Source organism: Thalassotalea ganghwensis (assembly GCF_053485795.1).
Window position 1 is genome coordinate 84,614 of record NZ_JBQRUM010000003.1, and the last position, 16,915, is coordinate 101,528.

Below are 16,915 nucleotides of genomic sequence, written 5' to 3' on the forward strand. Positions count from 1 at the left end.
AGTTAACAAAGAAATCAGTCCACGTAATAAGATAGTTTAAACAAAAATTAGACTTCTTTAGAGTGGATTGTCTTCGTTTTAATTTAAAGAAATCATTAGCAAGCCAAACCACAAGCGACACCTTCCGCCCAGCATGCCTGGAAATTGTAGCCTCCTAGCCATCCTGTCACATCTATCACTTCACCAATAAAGTAAAGACCCAATACTTTTTTGCTTTCAAATGTTTTAGATGAAAGCTCATCGGTATCGACGCCTCCTAAGGTAACTTCAGCGGTTCGATAGCCTTCAGTACCATTGGGCTTTATTTGCCAGTGATGCAGGTATTGATTAAGTACATCAACCTCCGCGTTACTAATTTGGGCGATAGATTTATCGATAATTTCCTTTTGGCTAACCATTGCTTCGACAAAACGTTTTGGAAGCACAGTTGATAACATATTTTTAAGCGATTTTTGGCTACTGTCTTGACGCCAGAAAGCGATGAGCTCAGCGAATTTTGTTTCGGGCAGTAGGTCAATCGTTACTGCTTGTCCTGCTTGCCAAAACGATGAAACCTGCAAGATAGCCGGGCCTGATAAGCCTCGATGAGTAAAGAGAATGTTTTCTTTGAAGCTAACCCCGGATTCACTGGTGACGATAGTGGGAATACTAATGCCTGATAAACCATCGAATCGTTCTTTATCATGTGAGTGCAGGGTAAAAGGAACTAATGCGGCGACTGTGGGTAGTACCTTTAAACCAAATTGTTCTGCGATTTTGTATCCTATCGGTGTTGCACCAAGCTTTGGCATAGTGAGCCCGCCTGAAGCAACCACAAGAGATTGACAGTGATAATATTGGTCAGTGGTTTGAATGGTAAACCCATCGTCTACTTTTGTAACCGATAAAACTTCACTGCGCATTTTGACAGAGACGCCAGCCCAATCGCACTCGGTCATCAGGATATCAACGATGTCTTGCGCACTATTATCACAAAATAACTGCCCAAGGGTTTTGTGATGATAGGAAACGCCATGTCGTTCAACCAGCTCGATAAAGTCTTGTGAGCGATAGCGGCTTAATGCCGATTTGATAAAATGCGGGTTTTGACAAAGATAATTGTCAGGTGCAGCATTTTCGTTGGTAAAGTTGCATCTGCCCCCGCCACTGATCAGTATCTTACGCCCTGGCTTTTTCCCCATATCGACAACAGTAACCGATTTGCCGCGGTAGCCCGCCGTTGCAGCGCACATAAGCCCTGCGGCACCTGCACCAATAATGAGAACGTCAGTGTGAATCAATATTTTTTACTCTATTGTCGAATTGCTTGGCATTATAAGGATATTTGCAGGTGATCTCTATAACACTTGATGAGGTTAGCGAAATGATAGAAAAGTAGTGAAGCTAATAAAATTTAAAATATTAAAGATAAAAAAGGGCTGCGCTGCAGCCCTTTTACGTATTGGCAACGTTATTGTTAAGCGCCACCACTATTCATGATGCTGCTTGAGCCTGTTTTGGCAAGATCGGCTAAATCTTTATCGACAAAGAACAATGCATGGCCATCATGACCAACCAAATTAATTTTATCCAGAACGCTTTTAAATAAGGTTTCTTCCTCATGTTGCTCAGCAACATACCACTGTAAAAAGTTAAAAGTAGAATAATCCTGATTTGAAAATGCATGGTGTGCCAAGCTATTAATTTGCTCTGTGATCATACATTCATGTTCGTAGGTTTTTTCAAATACCTCACCCAACGACTTGAATTGGTGTGGCGGTGCGTCAATCGCACCAATAATAGGTAAAGCACCTGTTTCGCTCACATAAGTGAATAAACGATTCATATGATCCATTTCTTCTAATGCATGTTTGCGCATGAATTCGGCCGCACCTTCAAAACCGTGGTCTTCGCACCAAGCACTCATTTGCAGGTATAAATTGGAAGAATAAAACTCTAAGTTAATTTGTTGGTTTAACTTGTCGACCATTTCTGGTTTTAACATGAAAACTCCTAGCGGCTTTTTAATCAATAAGAATGCGATAGGTCGCTAAACGATATCGCTAGAGAATGTCTAGTATAACTTCTGCTTTACTGACTTCAAATGCTTTCGGCTCTTCTAAATGTAAGTTGGTCACTACGCCATTGTTAATGATCATTGAATAGCGTTGTGAACGAATGCCGCCAAAGCCCTGAGTATCCATTTCTAAGCCTAGTGCTTTGGTGTAACTTGCATCGCCATCGGCGAGCATCATAATGCTTTCTGCGTTTTGCGCTTCACCCCAAGCATTCATGACAAAAGCGTCGTTAACAGATAAACAAATGATCATATCGACGCCTTTGGCTTTTAATTCATCAGCTGAAACAACATAACCAGGTAAGTGTGCAGCTGAGCAAGTCGGAGTAAAAGCGCCAGGCACAGCAAACAGTACCACTTTTCGGTTAGCAAATAATTCAGGCGTATTGTGAATCACTAAATTACCATCAACAATTTGTTGAAGTTGGCCGATAGGCATTTTGTCGTTAACTGAAATCATGTGCTTTGTAATCCTTTTGTTGGGTGATTTAATGGCAGTTTGACAGGTTTACATAAAAAACCTTTATCATGTGCACTACGAGCACAATCTTTACAAATAAAGCGCGGTTTATCAACGATATGAGCTAGCTCATGTAAATTTTTTTCAATCTCTTTTTTCTTGAGTTTGCATAAAGACTTCGCCATGCAATACCTACCAAACAACGAACCTAGTGATAGTTTAGTTGTTTGCTTGCAAGTTCGCACTCTTTCATCGATGGTAAGTGTAAAATTTTTAAGATGCTTTTTTTAACGTGGATGTTATATCTCTAACGTGAGTGCTAACTTCATTGGAAATGCTGTCGGCAAGCTGTTGTGATTCGGTCACTTCTTTATCAACATTACTCATCGCCACTTCAAAACTATTAAAGTGCTCTTTTTGCTGAGTGATCTGATTTAGGGTATCCATAGCCACATGTGCTGAACGTTGCGCTTGGCCGGTCACTTCTATTGCTGTAGCTTGTAATTCATCTGCAATTTGTTGCTGATTTTCAGACGCTTTTTCAATGTCGATAATGATGTTTTCGATTGAATGACTTGCACCTTGTAATTCATCCAAGCGGTTACTGATTTGATTCAGAGACTCTTGAGTTTTTCCTGCCAACTGTCTTACTTCATCAGCCACCACAGAAAAGCCTCGGCCGTGCTCTCCCGCACGAGCGGCTTCGATTGCGGCATTAAGGGCTAATAAATTCGTTTGATCGGCGATGGCACTAATGACATCCACTATCGAGGTAACACTATCAACGGCTTGTGATAAAGAAGTAATTGCGCTTTTACTCTGTTTCGCCGCTTGGTTGGTTGTTTTACTGGCATCAAGTACCATAGCAACGCGAGACTGGCTACTTTCCATCGCTTGTTGCGTTGCCTTGGCGTTATCAACCACTTGGCTAGATAAGGTATTAACGTTTTCGGTTGCTTCCCCTAAGGCAATCATAATGCTGCGCGCCGCTTGCACATGTTCACTGGTGCTGGTGGACGATTGATAAATATTAGCCACTTGATGTTCCATCGCTGACAACGCTTTAGCAACTAAATCAAGTTGTTGTGCTTTTTGTTGATCGTCCTCGGCAAGTTTGTTCACCATGCGGTTGAAACTTTGAGAAATTTCGCCTAACTCGGTTTTCTCAGCAATACCGAGAATATTGTCAACTTTACCCTGTTCGACCAGTTGTACGAAACTATCTCGCAGTTTACGCAATGGGTTCAAAATGACAGAGCGTTGCAGCCAGTAATTCGAAATAAGAAAGATCACTAAAAATAGCAATAAGCCAGCCACTATCCAATTGAGTTGGGTATTCAACCTTTTTTGCGTGTCATTAATCTTTTGTTCACCCGTTAAAATAATCTCTTCCAATGCCCCAACTTGTTTAGCGAGTAAGCTAAACCCTGATTCACGTTGCTGTTTTAATGCCAATGTAGTCGACAGCTCTTTTTGATAACGATTCACCAATGAATTTAAATCAGACAAGGCGCTTTCACTTAAGTCTTCTTTGTCGTCTTCATCATCGAAAAAGTCGTCATCATCGCTTTCATCTTCACTCGGATAGATTTCCAGCAATGGGAAGCTATTCAGTGTTGCTAAGAACGTATTTAATTCATCTAAAGCGATATCGATGCCATCACTGCTAACGTCTGCGATGCTAAAGAGTTTATCGCGGCTGTTGATCATTTCAGCACTGGTCTTAGCGATTTTGTTGGTAATGGTTAGGTATTCAACTTTTTGCTGGTCAGATAAAACCGTACTTTGACTCGCATAATGTGCCAACTCTTTATTTATCGCCAGTATTTCGGCTTCGACATTACGCAATAAAGCTAAAGGGTCACCACTGAGTTTTCCAATGGCTCGAAACTTGGTTTCAATATTGGTGTGTAGTAATTTTGCTTCTTCATCAATAGCTTGGTGTAATTCTTCAACACCTAATTGCTGACTTATCGCGGTGATTTCTGTCAGCTCTTTTTCTGCTTGGTTGAGTAAATTGGCATCACCGTTACGCAAATATTGCCCGATAGTGCGATTAAACTTTATCGTTGCTAACGATTTTAGCGTTTGATAGTTGGTATTTTGAGCGCGGCTATCGGCAAGCGATTGGGCGACTTTATACATTGTTGCTAAAAAGATGATGGCAAACAGGCTAATAGCTATAAATGAAAGACGAGAGAAACTGGAAACGCGCACCTAATATCACCTTTTAAACGGATGCTAAATGATGGCGAATTTTCCCTTAGAATTATGACGCTTAGGTTACAGAATTGTGACAATTAAATGTAAATTTGCACAAAAATGTATAAATATACATTTTTTGTGACTAATAACCAGTGTGGTGACTAGCGCTTAGGTATGGCCTGATTAACATAAACATCAAAGCGATTTTTCTTCATTTTTATTGAGGTTGATGGTGCTTTTCCTGCGAGTGGTGGTGCATACGAGGGGCGTTTAACGACAACACGATAGGTTGCTAGGTCTATAGCAGGCGCCAATAACGCATCTGCATCGAGATCTTCCCCAACGAGTGATTGGAAAACACGCATTTCTTTTTTTACTGCTGCTGATTTCTCTCTATGGGGGTACATCGGATCGAGATAAATCACGTCTGCTGCCCGAAGTGCCGAGATTTTTTCACTCGACGAAGCAAATATTAATGACATACGCTCTGCGATTTCTTTTGTCTCAGCGTTTAGTAGCGCTCGCGCAATGCCATCTTCTAACAAAGCAGCAACCACAGGCATGCGTTCGATCATGGTAACTTCACAACCAAGTGATGCTAAGACAAAGGCATCGCGACCTAAACCAGCGGTTGCATCTAACACTGTTGGGGTAAACCCATGCTTGAGTCCAACCGCCTTAGCAATGTCTTGACCTCTACCACCACCAAATTTTCGTCGATGAGCACTAGCTCCTTCAACAAAATCTACCGCAATTGCGCCAAGCTTTGGTTCATCACATTTAATGAGCTCTAGGCGATGACAATTAACTTGCAAAACAAACGCTAGCTCTGGATGTTTATCTATCGAGGCAATATCGCCAATATAATTAAATTGCCAACGATGAGCGACCTTCTTCGCTAAGTCGGTGTCACTATTATTAACGTATGCAACTGCAATATTGGACATGCTCATTAGTTCTGACCTAGGAAATTAAATTATTGTCACCTGTCGCAAAAGCAATAAGTTTGCTTAATTGACTTAATGACATATTACTTTGTTGCTGCCATTGATTAAAACATTGTTGAATGGTAGTTAGGCTAGCTTTGGTTTGTAATCCGCCTGAAATTAAATCATGCGAGCGAAAATATGCCTCTACGTCGCGGCTGAGTAGGAAGGTATCTTTTCCGAGAGTTCGCAACGCATAGGGGCCGGTATTACCACCTAGGCGTTGACCATTTTTTTTAAGATACGCCCACAAACCAACAATATCCTCACTGGGCCAATTGGCGATAAAGTCTGCGAAATTATCTTGTTCGTAGATCATCTGGGCGTTGGCTTTGATGGTTTTAACCTTATTGAAGTTGCGAATGATTTGTGGGTCTGCGGCTTTCCTTTCCCACATTTCATCTGGCATCATTAATATTTTTTCTATATCAAAATTGAAAAAAACTTCTTCAAAACTTGCCCACTTATTTTCAACAACACGCCAGACAAAACCAGATTGGAAAATTTTCTTAGTAAATGCTGATAAGAAGCGATCATCGCTTAGCCTTGATAATTGAGTATCATCGGCAGGCTCACCCAACATCAGGTTTAGAATGTCACTGCCACCCTTGCGCTCGGCAGCTCGTTGGTATATTTGTTCAAAAGTTTCCATCAATTTGTCTTAGCGTTAGGTTAAGGTGTCGGCCAGGATATTCTAGATACATGGCAGTTAATATAGGGTTATATGGTCAAAGTTGATGATATCAATATGAAAATGCGACAACTTTGTTTCTGCCGGAGCGCTTTGCTTCATAGAGTGCGGTATCTGCATTATTAACGTTTTGATTAATATCAATCGCTGCATCTATTTCACTCACACCAAAACTCGCAGAGACCGTTAACGTCGATTGATTAAATACAATCGCCAATGATGATAATGAATCACAAAGGCGTTGTGCGGTTTGAACAGCATTTTTTAAACCAATTTGTGGTAGTAAAATAAGAAATTCTTCGCCACCTATGCGGATAAATACGTCTTCTTCTCTTAGTTGTTCTTCAATATGTTTACAAAATGCCACCAGCACTTGATCACCTGCGGCGTGACCGTAATTATCATTTATTTGCTTGAAATGATCGATATCACAAGCGATCAGCGTTAGCGGCGTTTTACTGCGTTGTGATAATGACATCAGTCTTTTGGCTGCGTCAGTAAAATAATTTCGATTTTTCGCACCGGTTAAACGGTCAGTAATTAACTCTTTTCGTAATTTGCCCACTAATGAATAGATTAAGCTCAACGCGAAGCCAAAAAATAATATGCAAACAAAACTTAATAAACTGATGAAATCAATAATGAGCGGCATGAATATCTGTTCACTATAAAACACAGCAAACAGCAATGTGTATAACAAATAAAGTAATAGTGTTAGCAGCACTGCACTATACAAAACGCGATCACCAATACGATGTTTTTTAAATTGTTGGTGGCACTTTTTAATCGTAAAACTAAATGGAATAGCAATATTGATCAGCGTTAGCAATGCTCGCCAATAACCAACTTGGCTATATTGATGTAACTTAAACAACAGTAATGCAAAGATTAACCCATGAACGACAGCCCAACTGTAATGACCAAGGGTAATCGTTGCGTCATAACGAGTAAAAATAGCAAACATCAATGAATAGGTGATGGATAACAACAACACATTACCTATGATTATCGAAGCTAAAATTGCGTCATCATAACGAAATAAATTAGTACTTTGAGCGGCAATGACGAACAATAAGAGTAGTCTAAAGTAGTCACTAGACTTTGCTTTGTTTGTATTCTCAGGGCGAGGCAAAAAATAGGTAAAAGCAAATAACACCATGCATACGATGCTTAATGCGGCAAGATACGCGATAGCGGTTTGAAATTCGTTTAACAAGAGAGCCTCATAGATCGCCCGTTTTTCCTAATTTGCGATAAATTGCATGAAATATCGCAATATTATAAAGACTTTATTGTCGTTTTGTGAAACTTCAAACGTAAAAAGGTGTGTCTTATCTAGACACACCTTTTTGACTGTTCGCGCTTACATTAACTATAGCGTGTTGATCTTGTTAGGCGATCCCTGAGTGATGTAGTAAAGCATCAATTTTAGGCTCTCGTCCACGGAATGCTTTAAACAATTCACTCGGTTCTTGTGAGCCACCTTTCTCAAGAATATTTTCTAAAAAGTCTTGCCCAACTTGTGGGTTAAAGATACCTTCCTCTTCAAATCGAGAAAATGCATCTGCTGACAGTACTTCCGCCCATTTATAACTGTAATAACCAGCAGCGTAGCCACCACCAAATATATGGCCAAAGCTGTGCTGAAAGCGATTAAAAGGCGCGGTCGATACAACTGCGTATTCTGCCCGTACTTGATCTAAAATCGTTTGAATATAGTTATGGTTATCAGCTTTTGGATCAAAGTTCATGTGCATCTTGAAATCAAATAAGCTGAATTCAAGTTGTCTGAGCATTTGCATTGCTGATTGAAAGTTTTTCGCTGCAAGCATTTTATCAAGCATCGTTTGCGGGAGCGATTCACCTGTTTGATAGTGACCAGAAATAAAGGAAAGCGCTTCTGGTTGCCAGCACCAATTTTCAAGAAACTGGCTTGGTAGTTCGACTGCATCCCAAGGTACACCATCAATACCGCTGACGCCGCCGGCATTCACTTGTGTGAGCATATGATGGATGCCATGACCAAACTCATGAAATAGTGTGATCACTTCATCATGAGTGAATAAGGCTGGCTTATCACCAACGGGTGCATTGAAATTGCAGGTTAGATAAGCAACAGGGTATTGAATGTCACCACTAGCAAGTGATCGTCTACCAACACAATCGTCCATCCATGCGCCACCTCGCTTCTTGGCTCGGGCATATAAATCTAGATAGAAACTGCCACGTAAATCTCCATGTTTATCAAAAACTTGATAAAACTTTACATCTTTGTGCCATGTATCGATGTTTTCAACTGCCTTGATTTGAATACCAAAAAGGCGATTTACTACTTCAAAAAGCCCTGAGACGACTCTGCTTTCTGGGAAGTAGGGGCGAAGTTCCTCATCTGAAATTGCGTAGCGAGATTGTTTTAGTTTTTCACTATAGTAGGGTAAGTCCCATGGCTCGAGCTCTGTTTGACCAAATTGCTCAGCCGCAAATGCTTTCAATTCGCTTAAATCATTTTCACCTTGATGTTTAGACTTCGCCGCTAAACTTTCAAGAAAGTCAGTCACTTCTTTACTGTCATTGGCCATTTTGGTGGCTAATGACTTTTCAGCATAATCTTTAAAGCCTAACAAGTTAGCGAGTTCATGCCGTAAAGTTAAAATTTCAACCATAATGGCTGAGTTGTCATATTCACCCGCGTTAGGGCCTTGTTCTGAAGCCCGAGTGACGAACCCCCAATAGAGTTTTTCACGCAGTTCACGGTTATCACAATACATCATCACTGGTAGATAACTTGGGATATCCAAGGTAAACAACCACCCCGATTTTTCGTGTTCTTTTGCGCATTGTGCGGCAGACTCTTTTGCGCTATCTGGTAGACCAGCTAATTCTTGTTCATCTTCAATATGCACTTGATAGGCGTGCGTAGCATCTAATAAGTTATTGTTAAATTTAGAACTTAGCTCTGACAACCGTTGGGTTATTTCACCGTAACGTTTTTTATCTTGTTCAGGTAAAGCAATGCCTGAGAGTTTGAAATCACGCAGGGCATTGTCAATCACTTTGCGCTGCGCAACATCTAGTTCCTGATAAGCGTCACTGTTAGCCAATTGTTGGTATGCCTCGAATAGGGCTTGATGCTGACCTACAAAGGTTGAGTATTCTGAAAGTAACGGCAGGCAAGATTCATAAGCTTCTCTTAACTCGTCACTACTGACGACAGAATTCATGTGTGATACTGGTGACCATAGCTTACCAAGTTTATCGTCAACTTCTTCTACTGGTACGACAAGGTTTTTCCAGTTGTACGGTTTATCTTCTGACAATACTTCTTCAATAGTTTGTTTGCACAATGCTATCGCTTGTTCTACTGCGGGTTTAACGTGTTCAGGCTTAATTTTAGAAAATTCAGGTAATAGGCTAGTCGACATTAATGGATTAGACATCGGTTAAACTCTATCGGGTTGCTGTTAGTGTATAAGTAGATGTAAGACTTCTGGTTTGATATTTCAATACGTTGTCGTTAATAAGTTAAGAAAAAATAAAAGCGTTGCATCGCTTTTCGAGTACTCTTAAGATTTATCGGGTATGTCAATTCTCATAGACGATATATACTTAAAAAACAGTTCAAGTAACTGGTGTTTCGAGATTGTCTATTCTTAGGCAATTTAGGTAGTCAAGCATAATAGGTTTTTAATGCCCCTTTTAACTAGTTTTCGTTTTTTGCTGATTTGTTTTACTTTGAGCTTGAGCCACTCATCCTTCGCGAATTTGATGGACCTTGCATTAAAGTCACTTTCGGTCGAGCAAGGTTTATCACAAGCGAGTATCACTCAATTACTTCAAGATGATGAGGGCTTTATTTGGATAGGGACAGAAAATGGCTTAAACCTTTATGACGGTTACAGTTTTCGAACACTGCCTGGCCCTGATGGCGATTTTAGTAATTATGGCATCTATAAATTGTTGCAGGATAAAGAGGGGCTTTTATGGATAAACCTTAATGGTAAAGGCTTGTATACCTATAATAAGCATACCGATAGCTATCAAAAAATTCTGCTTCATGCCCCGCAAAGTAAAGACTACTATGTCGTTGATGTCGATGAAGGCCCAGAACAAATCATTTATATCACGACAGCTAAAACTATCATCACTTATGATAAGACGACTGGTGCTTTAGAGACTTTGGTTGATTTTAGTGCAGAACTTGAAGACAGACGGGTTATTCATAACACACTTTATCATCAAGGGGTTCTATTCATAGGTAGTGAAAGTGGTATGTTTGCTATTGATGTTAATAGTAAAAACTGGAAAAAGCTGCCGATATTGACACAAGAGACGGTCATTAATCCTGATGGAAAAATAAACGAGAAGGAAGCAAACCGTGTTTATCAATTCTATTTAAGTCCTGAGCAATTACTGTACTTTGGAACAAACTATGGCATTTACAAAATTGATATTACAAACATCAGGAATCAGATAGACAATAAATTACCATTTGAAATGTACCAGTCGGTTATTGCTGAATTGCCAAGTTGGACATTCTATGGTGATGACAGTGAGCTTTATATTGGCAGTTACAAAGGCTTAACTCGCGTTTCTACCGAAAATGATCGAATAGAACACTTATTTGCGTTTAATGATGTTTTTGAATACCTCAACAACAATATTGTTGTTGAACTAATTAAAGATAAGCAGGGTGTATTTTGGTTGGGATCAAATGCTAATGGTGTTTTTCAATGGGATCCAAGTTTAAGTATCGTTAAAAATTATCGTTATAAAAAGTCTTTAGTCGGGGGGATGTCTGACAACTTAGTTTGGTCAATCACTAATGACAATATTGATCCTAATAAAATTTGGGTGGGGACTTCTAACGGCGTAAATTTAGTCGATTTAAGTACTGACAATATTGAGCAGTTTTTAGTAGAAAAAGATAAGCGTGTTATTTATACCGAGTCGTTTATATACCTTGCAGCTCCTGATAAATATCAACGACTATGGATAAGCAATGCACAAAATATTCAAGTATTCGATATTAATACCAAGAAACTTATCGACTTACCTTTTTCAAAGGAAACTAATGCAATTTTCAAAGAAGAGAATTGGTTGTTTTATGTCGACCAGGAAAGTTTTGCATGGGTATTAGCAGAGTCAGGGCTGAATCGTGTTAATTTACTTAATGGTGAAGTAGATTCGCTAGATGTTATTGATCAAACCTTAGGAGACAAAAACATTTATAGCCTACTTGGGCTTTTACCAAACACTAGAAAAATGTTGTTATCAACGAATGATACTTTGTGGTTTTATGATTTAGAGAGTCAACGCGCCGAAAAAATTTATACCCATCCAGATATTCTCGCGACAGACTTTCGCTTGATGGACAGTTTTGCTATCGATCGTAATAACACCCTTTGGTTAGCTATTGTTAGCGAAGGTTTAGTGGGTATCGACATACAAACCAAAGAGCGTAAGTATTTTATTGATAAGAAAAGTTACGATATAGATCCTAATGTTTACAGAATCTTTGCTGATCAGGAAGGTGATATTTGGTTTTCAAGTCATAACGGTATTTATTATGTAAATGTCGATTCATTGCATGTCCGTAATTTTAATATTGGTGATGGCTTCAGCGCCCGAGAATTTAATGGTGGGGCGGCGACCAAGCTTGCCGATGGTAAGTTAGCCTATGGCTCGATTAATGGTTTCAGTATATTTGATCCGCTTGTGCTGAAAAACAAACAGCTGGATGAAAATTTGAAGCTTCATGCTACCAATGTTGAAGTGTTATCGCGACGCTTGGATTTGCCTTTTATGCGTAATCAAGGTCAGCCACTGTATTTAAATTATGATGATGTTGGCATTAAAGTCGCGTTTTCCCCATTAATTTTCAATAATCAAAACAATATGATCTTTGAATACAAACTTGTCGGAAGAGAGAATGTCACCTACCCAGAAACCAATGAAAACTATATTACGTTTCCAACGTTAGCTTCTGGTAATTATGAATTACAAGCTCGAGTAAAATCACCATTTACAGGCAAGTATTCTGAGCCAGCAATAGTAAAAATCTATGTTAGCTATGCGCCATGGGCTTCGCCGGCCGCTTATGTGCTTTATGCAATTATTATAATGGGCTTTATCATTTCATGGTTAAACAAGAAACGACGACATACCCAACAGTTAATTGATGCGCATGAGCAGGTTCAGCAACGAGAACAGCGCTTATCGCTGGCGCTTCGTGGCAGTAATAGTGAGGTTTGGGATTGGCAAGCTAAAGACAATATGATTTTTGCTAGTCGTGCTGCCAATGAGCTTGGTTATTCGAGTTATGGTGACTCATACCGATTTGATGATCATATCAAGCTAATTCATAACGGGGATAGGGAAGCCTTTGTTCACCAGTGGCAAGAGTTTTTGCGAGCGAGTAACCTTAAAGAAACCTTTAGTTGCACTTACCGAATGCGAACTCATGATGGGCAGTGGCTTTGGTATACCGATTTAGGCAAAATCGTTGAAACGGATATTAACGGTAAGCCGACTCGCATAACTGGCTCATATACGAATATAACGCAGTCGCGAGCAGATGCCGAGCGCGCACAATATTATGGCGAAGCGTTTAAGCAAACCAAAGATTGGGTATTTATTATCAGTGATAACTTTAATCGTATTATTGTTAATCAGGCACTGCAAGATGCTCTTGGCTGGCGCAGTGATGAAATAAATTTTAGCTCGCAAGTATTTGGCTTAGGTAAAAAGCGACGGGAGTTTTATCAACGACTCTTTGTCACACTAAAGGAAGATGATCATTGGCGTGGCGAAGAGTTAATTCAGGCAAAAACAGGTGAGGAATATCACGTCCTGTTGAACATTAGTGTTAATCGCAATAAAACGACAAATGCTCTTCACTTTGTTTGTATTGCTACTGATATTACCGCACAAAAAAATGCAGAAAAGGAACTGCGTTATTTAGCAAACTATGATCACTTAACTGAATTGCCGAATCGCTCATTATTGCTTGAGCGCATCAAGCATGCCATGGATTACTCAAAGCGAATAGGCCAATCAGTGGCGCTATTTTTTATTGATTTAGATCGCTTTAAAAAGGTTAACGATTCGTTAGGCCATGATCACGGTGACATGTTATTGAAAGAAATTACCATGCGATTAAAAAGTGTTTTACGAGTTGATGATACAGTGGCTCGGATTGGTGGTGACGAATTTGTTATTTTGCTTGAGTCTTTTAATGGTAATAGTCAACTCAGTAAAATAGCGCAAAAGGTGATTAAGGTGGTTAATGAGCCTATTGATCTTAAAGATAATACTGTATCTGTTGGCGCCAGTATCGGTATTGCGCTGTATCCAGAAGATGCCAACAATTCAGATGAACTGTTAAAAAATGCTGATGTTGCCATGTATCATGCTAAACAACTTGGCCGTAATACCTTTCAGTTTTTTACACCACGAATGAATGTTGAAGCAAGCCAGAGATTGTTAATCGAATCAAAAGTTAAAGCAGCTCATCAAGGTAAAGAATTTATTAACTATTACCAGCCAATTGTTAACTCAAGTACGGGTAAGGCTGTTGGTTGTGAATTATTGCTACGCTGGCAAACTGAAGAGCGTTTAGTGCCCCCTAACGAGTTTATCCCTGTTGCAGAAGAATTAAATATCATTATCGCGATGACTGAAGATGCGATGGAGAGGGGGATTGCTGATCTAAAAGTGTGGCAACAGTATCGTCCCGACATGTATTTATCAATTAACTTATCAGCACAGCATTTTGGTAATGAAAGCTTGGTGCGTAAGCTGTCATTAATGCTTGAAAAATACCAGTTGCCAGCGCAAGCGTTAAAGTTTGAAATCACTGAAAGTATCTTAATTTCAGATCCTAAAACTGCGATACAAACCATGCGAGAGCTTGCTGATATGGGCATAGAGTTAGCGTTAGATGATTTTGGTACGGGCTATTCTTCACTTAATTATCTTAAGCAATTGCCGCTACATGCGTTAAAAATTGATCGTTCTTTCATTAAAGGCATCGGTCGACATAAGGCTGATGAAGCAATTGTTGACGCAACGCTTGTCTTGGCGAAAAATTTAGATATGCACTGTATCGCTGAAGGTGTAGAAACCGTCGAACAGCTTAATTATTTAGCTAAAAATGACTGCTACGCCATTCAAGGCTATTTATACAGTAAACCAACCACCGCTGCACAAATTGCGCAGTTTTTAATTGAGGACAAGCAAGAAGTGACTGCTTCTTCAAAATAATCAGATAAAAATGAATTAATATTTCTTGTGTAGTGAACTAGAAAAGGGGGCTTTTCGTTCCTATATCTGATTAAAATGAAAATAAAGGCAATATTATGATTGAGCATTTTGATTTTCTCGCCATTGGTGGCGGCAGTGGTGGTATCGCGTCAGCAAACCGAGCCGCTAAGTTAGGTAAGAAGGCTGCTGTAATAGAAGCAAAAGCGATTGGCGGCACTTGTGTTAATGTTGGCTGCGTGCCTAAAAAGGCAATGTGGTATGCGGGGCAAATAGCTGATGCCTTAAATTATTCAGCCGATTATGGCTTTAACATTGAACGAGGCCCTTTTAATTGGCAAACGCTAGTGACTAATCGTGAGGCTTATATTGAACGTATTCATGGTGCTTATCAGCGAGGTTTTGATAACAATGGCGTAACTGTCATTAACGGTTTTGCCAAGTTTATCAATAAAAACACCGTAGAAGTTGATGGCAAGCGCTACAGTGCTGATCATATTTGTATCGCAACCGGGGGCCGCCCGAGTATACCCAATATTCCTGGGGCAGAGTTAGGAATCGATTCAGATGGTTTCTTCGCATTAACTGAGCAGCCAAAGCGTGTCGCTGTGATCGGTGCCGGCTATATTGCTGTTGAACTAGCAGGTGTGCTGCATGCGCTTGGTAGTGAAACACATTTATTGGTTCGCAAAGAAAAACCATTGCGAGATTTTGATGACATGCTTTCCGATACCTTGGTTGAGCAAATGGCGAAACATGGCCCAACGTTGCACAATCACAGTGTGCCAAAGAGCGTTGAGCAGCATGACGATGGCAGCTTAACGATACATTTGGAAAATGGCCAATCAGTTGGTCCGGTTGATACGCTAATTTGGGCAATTGGTCGTGCGCCAGCAACAGATAATTTAAACATTGAAGCAACCGGCATTGAGTTGGATTCACGCGGCTATATTCCAACTGATAAGTATCAAAATACCGATATAGATGGTATCTATGCCGTAGGGGATAATACCGGGCGTGTTCAATTGACACCTGTCGCTGTCGCTGCCGGCAGACGTTTGTGTGAACGCCTATTTAACAACAAACCCTATGAACATCTAGATTACGAAAATGTTGCAACCGTTGTCTTTAGTCACCCCGTTATTGGTACTGTCGGTTTAACTGAAAAGCAAGCCATCGCTGAATATGGCGAACAACAAGTAAAAGTATATAATTCTCAGTTTACCGCTTTATACCAAGCGATCACTGAAGATTTTCGAGACCCTACACGGATGAAACTTATTTGTGTGGGTAAAGAAGAGAAAATCGTTGGCATTCACTCAATTGGTTTTGGCAGTGACGAATTATTGCAAGGCTTTGCCGTGGCAATGAAAATGGGGGCGACTAAAGCAGACTTTGATAACACCGTGGCGATACATCCAACGTCTGCAGAAGAATTTGTGACAATGTAAGCCTTAAATCGAATAGGTATAGTGGAACAATCAACCTTAGCCTTTAGTTTAGGAGTTAAGGTTGATTGCTATATTACTCTTATCTCTATGCTTTACGGCAAGAAGTATTAGGTTAGCTTGTTGTCGTAAGCTGCCGCTCTAAAAGCAACATAACTTGGCCAGCGCCACCATGGACACTGGTACCATATGTCACAGTGTGTACTTTCCAACCTTCGAATGCATACTGGTTAATCGCATTATCAATTCCGAATGGTCCTTCGTCTTTATCCTTTTTTCCCCAAGCTGACATCCAAGAGATATCACTTTTCAGGATAACGGTTTTATATTCATAGCGAGTCACCTGTTCTTGCTCGATATAATCCAATGTGGAAACGTCAATATCAAATGTGGCAGCAAGTGCTTTTTTTGATTGTAATGAAATCACCCCTTCACGCTCAATTCGCTGAATCGTGCGCAAATTTAGGCCAGAAGATATGGCCAATTCTTCTTGCGACCATAATTTTTTTTGGCGTAATTGAACAACAAGTTCAGCATCAATTTTCATAATAAACTACTTTTCTTTTTTCATTCCAACGTATAAGGCAATGGAGATTGGCAGTGCGATACAAAATGCCGCGCCGTAACTATTAATGCTAGGACCAACTGACAACGTAAAGCCGATAAGTAAAGCGAAACTGCTTAACAACCGCTTTGTCTTGAAGTTATCATGCTTTTTACATTCTTTCATTTTTTATTCCTAAAGTATTAAATTGACGACACTAAATTTGTCGTATTGATGTCGACAGTGCTACGGCGATTTATCGACAG

At 39.9% G+C, this 16,915-nt stretch carries 12 protein-coding genes; 2 read left to right on the forward strand and 10 right to left on the reverse strand.

What is annotated here, in order from left to right; translation table 11 throughout:
• Nucleotides 1-95 precede the first annotated feature (95 nt).
• The 8 genes from ACSLUH_RS03975 to prlC form a co-directional block, all read right to left on the reverse strand.
• On the reverse strand, nt 96-1,280 hold the full coding sequence (locus ACSLUH_RS03975; protein ID WP_448564832.1) for a BaiN/RdsA family NAD(P)/FAD-dependent oxidoreductase: 1,185 nt from the start codon (nt 1,278-1,280) through the stop codon (nt 96-98).
• Nucleotides 1,281-1,456: 176 nt separating this feature from the next.
• Entirely contained in the window at nt 1,457-1,984 is a 528-nt protein-coding gene (ftnA, locus tag ACSLUH_RS03980; protein ID WP_448564834.1) for a non-heme ferritin, read from the reverse strand.
• A gap of 58 nt (nt 1,985-2,042) precedes the next feature.
• Nucleotides 2,043-2,516 (reverse strand): peroxiredoxin, encoded by a 474-nt coding sequence (locus ACSLUH_RS03985; RefSeq protein ID WP_448564836.1) that lies wholly within the window; start codon nt 2,514-2,516, stop codon nt 2,043-2,045.
• A 273-nt stretch (nt 2,517-2,789) separates the two neighbouring features.
• On the reverse strand, nt 2,790-4,733 hold the full coding sequence (locus ACSLUH_RS03990) for a methyl-accepting chemotaxis protein (RefSeq protein WP_448564838.1): 1,944 nt from the start codon (nt 4,731-4,733) through the stop codon (nt 2,790-2,792).
• A gap of 149 nt (nt 4,734-4,882) precedes the next feature.
• The gene (locus ACSLUH_RS03995; protein ID WP_448565218.1) at nt 4,883-5,668 is read right to left on the reverse strand and encodes a class I SAM-dependent methyltransferase; all 786 of its coding nucleotides are present in this window, start codon (nt 5,666-5,668) and stop codon (nt 4,883-4,885) included.
• A gap of 16 nt (nt 5,669-5,684) precedes the next feature.
• The gene (locus ACSLUH_RS04000) at nt 5,685-6,359 is read right to left on the reverse strand and encodes a DNA-3-methyladenine glycosylase I (RefSeq protein ID WP_448564840.1); all 675 of its coding nucleotides are present in this window, start codon (nt 6,357-6,359) and stop codon (nt 5,685-5,687) included.
• Between the two features lie 91 nt (nt 6,360-6,450).
• Complete coding sequence (locus ACSLUH_RS04005; RefSeq protein ID WP_448564842.1) at nt 6,451-7,614, reverse strand: GGDEF domain-containing protein; 1,164 nt, start codon at nt 7,612-7,614, stop codon at nt 6,451-6,453.
• A gap of 175 nt (nt 7,615-7,789) precedes the next feature.
• Nucleotides 7,790-9,835: an oligopeptidase A gene (prlC, locus tag ACSLUH_RS04010; protein ID WP_448564844.1), complete on the reverse strand. Its 2,046-nt coding sequence runs from the start codon at nt 9,833-9,835 to the stop codon at nt 7,790-7,792.
• 328 nt (nt 9,836-10,163) lie between these two features.
• On the opposite strand from prlC, the gene ACSLUH_RS04015 reads away from it, so the two are divergent.
• Both ACSLUH_RS04015 and gorA read left to right on the forward strand, forming a co-directional pair.
• Nucleotides 10,164-14,660, forward strand: coding sequence for an EAL domain-containing protein (locus ACSLUH_RS04015; RefSeq protein WP_448564846.1), 4,497 nt, complete (start codon nt 10,164-10,166; stop codon nt 14,658-14,660).
• A gap of 95 nt (nt 14,661-14,755) precedes the next feature.
• Nucleotides 14,756-16,108, forward strand: a complete 1,353-nt coding sequence (gene gorA, locus ACSLUH_RS04020; protein ID WP_448564848.1) for a glutathione-disulfide reductase — start codon at nt 14,756-14,758, stop codon at nt 16,106-16,108.
• A 112-nt stretch (nt 16,109-16,220) separates the two neighbouring features.
• On the opposite strand, the gene ACSLUH_RS04025 is transcribed toward gorA, so the two are convergent.
• Nucleotides 16,221-16,652 (reverse strand): DUF4177 domain-containing protein, encoded by a 432-nt coding sequence (locus tag ACSLUH_RS04025; protein ID WP_448564850.1) that lies wholly within the window; start codon nt 16,650-16,652, stop codon nt 16,221-16,223.
• A 6-nt stretch (nt 16,653-16,658) separates the two neighbouring features.
• Complete coding sequence (locus ACSLUH_RS04030) at nt 16,659-16,835, reverse strand: hypothetical protein (RefSeq protein ID WP_448564852.1); 177 nt, start codon at nt 16,833-16,835, stop codon at nt 16,659-16,661.
• Between the last annotated feature and the right edge of the window lie 80 nt (nt 16,836-16,915).